Annotated in this window: 4 protein-coding genes; all 4 read left to right on the top strand. The window is 67.4% G+C overall.

What is annotated here, in order from left to right; translation table 11 throughout:
- Positions 1-82: 82 nt before the first annotated feature.
- The gene (locus tag AAFP05_RS04645) at positions 83-1,666 is read left to right on the top strand and encodes a 3'-5' exonuclease (RefSeq protein ID WP_341728687.1); all 1,584 of its coding nucleotides are present in this window, start codon (positions 83-85) and stop codon (positions 1,664-1,666) included.
- Positions 1,667-1,690: 24 nt separating this feature from the next.
- On the top strand, positions 1,691-2,893 hold the full coding sequence (sucC, locus tag AAFP05_RS04640) for an ADP-forming succinate--CoA ligase subunit beta (RefSeq protein ID WP_341728686.1): 1,203 nt from the start codon (positions 1,691-1,693) through the stop codon (positions 2,891-2,893).
- Position 2,894: 1 nt separating this feature from the next.
- Positions 2,895-3,773: a succinate--CoA ligase subunit alpha gene (gene sucD, locus AAFP05_RS04635; RefSeq protein WP_341728685.1), complete on the top strand. Its 879-nt coding sequence runs from the start codon at positions 2,895-2,897 to the stop codon at positions 3,771-3,773.
- Between the two features lie 59 nt (positions 3,774-3,832).
- The coding region (locus AAFP05_RS04630; protein ID WP_341728684.1) for a DUF6350 family protein at positions 3,833-5,139 on the top strand (1,307 nt) is incomplete at its 3' end.

Here is a 5,139-nt window from a genome sequence, read left to right as displayed (position 1 = left end):
CCAGTCGATCTACGCCTTCCGCGGCGCCACGATTCGCAACATCCTCGACTTCGAGAACGACTTCCCGGGGGCCAGCACGATCTTGCTGGAGCAGAACTACCGCTCGACCCAGACTGTTCTGTCGGCGGCGAACGCAGTCATCACGCACAACTCGGGGCGTCCCGACAAGCGGCTGTGGAGCGAAGCCGGCGACGGCGAGAAGATCGTCGGATATGTCGCCGACACCGAGCACGACGAGGCCAGATTCATCGGCGGCGAGATCGATGCGCTCGCCGATGCGGGCAAAGGCAAATACTGCGATATGGCGGTCTTCTATCGGACGAACGCCCAGTCCCGCGCGTTCGAAGAAGTCTTCATCAGGCTCGGGCTGCCCTACCGGGTGGTTGGCGGCGTCCGCTTCTATGAGCGCCGCGAGATCCGCGATGCGCTCAGCTATCTGCGCGCCATCTCCAACCGGGCGGACGATGTCTCGCTGCGCCGGATCATCAACGTGCCCAAGCGGGGGATCGGCGAGCGTGCCGAGGTGGCGTTGGCGATGCTTGCCGCCAATGAGCAGATCAGTTTCGCCGACGCCGTCGACCGCGCGGATCAGGCACCCGGCATGGCTACCCGCTCGCTCAACCAGGTGAAGGCCTTCGGCCAGATGATGGCTGACTTTCGTGCCATGGTGGACGCCGAGTTGCCGGCCAGCGAGATCCTGGAGGCGGTGCTCAAGCGCTCCGGGATGATCGACGAGCTGCGCAATTCGTCCGATCCGCAGGATCAGACCCGGGTGGAGAACCTGGTGGAGCTGGTCAAGGTGGCCCAGGAGTTCGTCGCTCAGGCAACCACCCAAGATTTGGGGATGGGCGACGACTTCGAGCTCTTCGGGGAGTCTTTCGCCACGGCACCGGCTACCTCCGATGCGTCCAAGGGGCCTACCGCATCCGAAGCTGGGTCCGCCACTGCCGATTCCGGCCTCGCCGGGGATCCCGGTGCAGAACTGGCCGGCGAGCTGACCGCCGGCCAGCCCGAACCCGATGCCTCGCTGGGCGCCTTCCTGGAGCGCATCGCGCTGGTCGCCGACTCCGACCAGATCCCGGACGCAAGCGACGACTCCGGGGTCGTCACGCTGATGACCCTGCACACCGCCAAGGGCCTGGAGTTCGACACGGTTTTCCTGACCGGCATGGAGGACGGCATCTTCCCGCACATGCGCGCGATGACCGACACCGTCGAACTCGCGGAGGAGCGCCGCCTCGCCTATGTCGGCATCACGCGTGCCCGCAAGCGGCTCTATCTCAGCCGGTCGGTGGTGCGCACCCTGTTCGGGCAGCCCTCCTACAACCCGGCCAGCCGTTTCTTCGCCGAGATCCCGGACGATCTGATCGACTGGCGCCGCAAGGAATCCGAGGTGGCCAGTTGGGCGTCGAGTTCGGCCGATCGCTCGGCCTCGGCGCGGGCGGCGCTGTCGTCCGGCACGATCTTCGGCTCCGGACGCGGAGGTGCTGTGAAGAAGGCTCTGCCCACGGTGAACATCGGCGACCGGGTGCTGCATTCGACCTACGGCATGGGCACCGTGGTGGCTACCAGCGGGACTGGCGACAACGCGAAAGCCGACGTCGATTTCGGATCCAGCGGAGTGAAACGATTCGCGCTGAAGTACGCGCCGTTGGAGAAGCTGTGAACAGCTCGCCGCTAGGCTGACGGGGTGGATCTATTCGAGTATCAGGCCCGGGATCTTTTTGAGGCCCACGGTGTTCCGGTTCCGCGGGGCATAGTGGCCCGAACTCCGGACGAAGCAGACCAAGCCGCCAATTCGCTCGGCACCCCAGTAACCGTCGTCAAAGCCCAGGTGAAGACCGGCGGACGAGGTAAGGCCGGCGGGGTCAAGGTCGTCCGGTCGCCCCGGGACGCCAGGCAGGCCGCCGAGACGATTCTCGGCATGGACATCAAGGGCCACACGGTCCGTCAGGTGATGGTTGCCGAGGGCATCGACATCGCTGAGGAGTACTACTTCTCGCTGCTGGTCGATCGCGCCGAGCGCCGCTGGCTGGCGATGTGCAGCACCCAGGGCGGCATGGACATCGAGACCCTGGCCGTCGAACGGCCTGAGGCGCTGGCCCGGATCGCCGTCGACCCCAGGGTGGGTATCGATGCCGCCAAGGCCGCCGAGATCGTGGCCGCCGCAGGTTTTGCCGAGGCCGATCGCGACCAGGTAGCCGACGTGCTGGTGAAGCTGGGTGCTGTCTTCGTCGCCGAGGACGCCACCCTGGTCGAGGTGAATCCGCTGGTCAAGACCGGATCCGGCGCGATCCTTGCGGCCGACGGCAAGATCACCCTCGACGACAACGCCGATTTCCGGCATCCGGGTCACGCCGGTCTCAAAGACATCGCCGCCACCGATTCGCTGGAGCTGGCCGCCGCCGAACGCGACCTCAACTACGTCAAGCTGGACGGTAATGTCGGCATCATCGGAAACGGTGCCGGCCTGGTCATGAGCACCCTCGACGTGGTCGCCTACGCCGGCGCCGATCTGCCCGGTCAACCGAAACCCGCGAACTTCCTCGACATCGGCGGCGGCGCGTCCGCCCAGGTGATGGCCGATGGTCTGGGCATCATCTTGTCCGACCCGCAGGTGCGGTCGGTCTTCGTCAACGTCTTCGGCGGCATCACAGCCTGTGACGAGGTCGCCAACGGCATCAAGCAGGCACTGACGGTGCTCGGAGATCAGGCCACTCGTCCGATCGTGGTGCGGCTGGACGGCAACGCCGTCGTCCAGGGCCGGGCAATTCTGGCCGACTACGCGCACCCGCGGGTACGGCTCGCCGAGACCATGGACGATGGCGCAAGGCAGGCGGCAGAGTTGGCTGCCGACCAGACGCAGGCCGACGACGTGAGCAAGGAGGCCTGAGATGTCGATCTGGCTTGGAAGCGATTCCCGGATCATCGTGCAGGGCATGACCGGTGCGGAAGGACGCAAGCACACTCAGCGCATGCTGGATAGCGGCTCGACGGTGGTCGGCGGGGTGACTCCCGGCAAGGACGGGCAGACCGTGTCCTTCGAGGGCGCCGAACTACCGGTCTTCGGCAGCGTGGCGCAGGCAGTCGAGGCCACCGGAGCCAACACGTCGGTGGTCTTCGTGCCGCCGAAGTTCACCGGGTCGGCGGTCAGTGAGGCCATCGATGCCGCTCTCGATCTGGTGGTCTGCATCACCGAAGGCGTCCCGGTGGCCGACTCCGCGCGGTTCGTCAACCAGGCAGTGGACGCGGGCGTGCGCCTGATCGGCCCGAACTGCCCAGGCATCATCTCGCCGGGCGAGTCGAATGCGGGCATCATTCCGGCCACGATCACCGGGCCCGGCCCGATCGGTCTGGTCAGCAAGTCCGGCACCCTGACCTATCAGATGATGTTCGAGCTGCGCGACATCGGCTTCTCGACCGCCATCGGCATCGGCGGCGACCCGATCGTCGGCACCACCCACATCGATGCGCTGGCTGCGTTCGAGGCGGACGAGCAGACCAAGGCCATCGTCCTGATCGGCGAGATCGGCGGGGACGCGGAGGAGCGCGCGGCGGCGTACATCGCCGAGCACATCACCAAGCCCGTGGTCGCCTATGTGGCCGGTTTCACCGCACCCGAGGGCCGGACGATGGGTCACGCCGGCGCGATCGTCTCCGGTTCATCGGGGACTGCTCAGGCCAAGAAGGAGGCGCTGGAGGCGGTCGGTGTCACGGTGGGGCGTACCCCCAGCGAGACTGCCGCACTCATGCGCGAGATCCTGCACGGTTGATGAAGTTCGGCAGAGCATCGCGTAACGAGTCCAGTGTCCGAGTCCGTCATCTGGAGGCGGTGACCGAACAACCCGAGCCCTGGCGGCTGCCATGGCCGGTGGCCAGCACGCTCGCCGCGCTGACCACCGCCGCGGTCGGCTGGCTGCTGGTCACCGGGTATTGCGTGCTCGGCTGGATCTCGGTGCCGCAGCTCAAGGCGTCCGCGTTGCTTGCCTTCAGCACCCAGGGCTGGCTGCTCGCGCATGGCATCTCGATCTCGCTGCCGGGCGCTCAACTGTCGATCATTCCGCTCGGGCTGACCGCGATCATCGTGGTGGTCGCCCTGGGCATCTGCCATCAGGCTGTGCTGCACAGCCGTCCGCCCGGCGACGACCAGACCGGCGCCCGGCTGCTCCGAATGGCCGGGGTTTTCGCTGTCGTCTACGCCATCGTGCTCGCCGGCTGCCGAGAAGCAGCCGAGTCCGGCAGCGGCGCGTCGACCTTGATCGGCGCGCTGATCTTCTGCTGCCTGCTGCCGCTCGCCGGGTTCGGGCGTGCACTCGAATGGCGGCCGGCGCGCGGGGCCGCTGCGATACGGACGATCGGCCTGTCGCTCGCGGCGGGACTGTTGGTGATGGTCGCGGCCGGAGCTGCCGTGGTGATCGTCGCGTTGATCAACGGCCGTACTCAGGTCATGATGATCCACGAGTCGTTGCTGCCCGGTGGACTGGGCGCGGTGATGCTGCTGTTCGGCCAACTCGCGTGGCTGCCGAACCTGATTCTGTGGGGCGGATCCTGGGCCGCCGGGGCGGGCATTCAGCTGGGCCTGGGCACCGTCATCTCGCCTGCGCAGACCACCCTCGGCATGCTTCCGTCGATACCGTTCTTCGGCGCGGTGCCGCCGGCCGGGGTGATGCCGCGCAGCTGCCTGCTGTGGCTGCTCAGCAGCGTGCTGGCCGGGGTGGCTGCGGCTTTGGTGCTGGTCAGGCGGCTGCAGGCACGTGCCTTGGCCGATGGGCACCGGCTGGGCATCGACGTGACGGCAATAGCCGGCGCGCTGGCCGGGGTCGGCTGCGGATTGGTCTTCACGCTGCTGCAGATTCCTGCGGGCGGTGACCTCGGTTCGGTGCGATTGACCTCGCTGGGAGCGCGGATGACAGCGCTGCTGGTGATGGCTCCCAGCACCATGGGATTGGCCGGAATGGCGGCCGGGGCCGTTCTCGGACGCCGCGCCGCGAGCACGCAGCAGCCGGATGCACCGCTCGGCATAGGGGAGCCGGATTTACGACCGAGCACGGGCGAGCCGGACGGGCGGCCCGCCGCGGACGACGAGTCCGCTGTCCAGACGGCGCCGATCGTCGATGGACCCTCAGCCGGCGTCGATGG

Source organism: Brooklawnia sp. (assembly GCF_032229645.1).
GTDB lineage: Bacteria > Actinomycetota > Actinomycetes > Propionibacteriales > Propionibacteriaceae > Brooklawnia.
Note: the sequence above shows the minus strand (reverse complement) of the source record. Positions and strands in the feature narration are given on the sequence as shown.

Excerpts from the sequence above, each read along its gene's own strand:
- sucD (WP_341728685.1), top strand. The coding sequence starts at position 2,895 with ATGTCGATCTGGCTTGGAAGCGATTCCCGGATCATCGTGCAGGGCATG.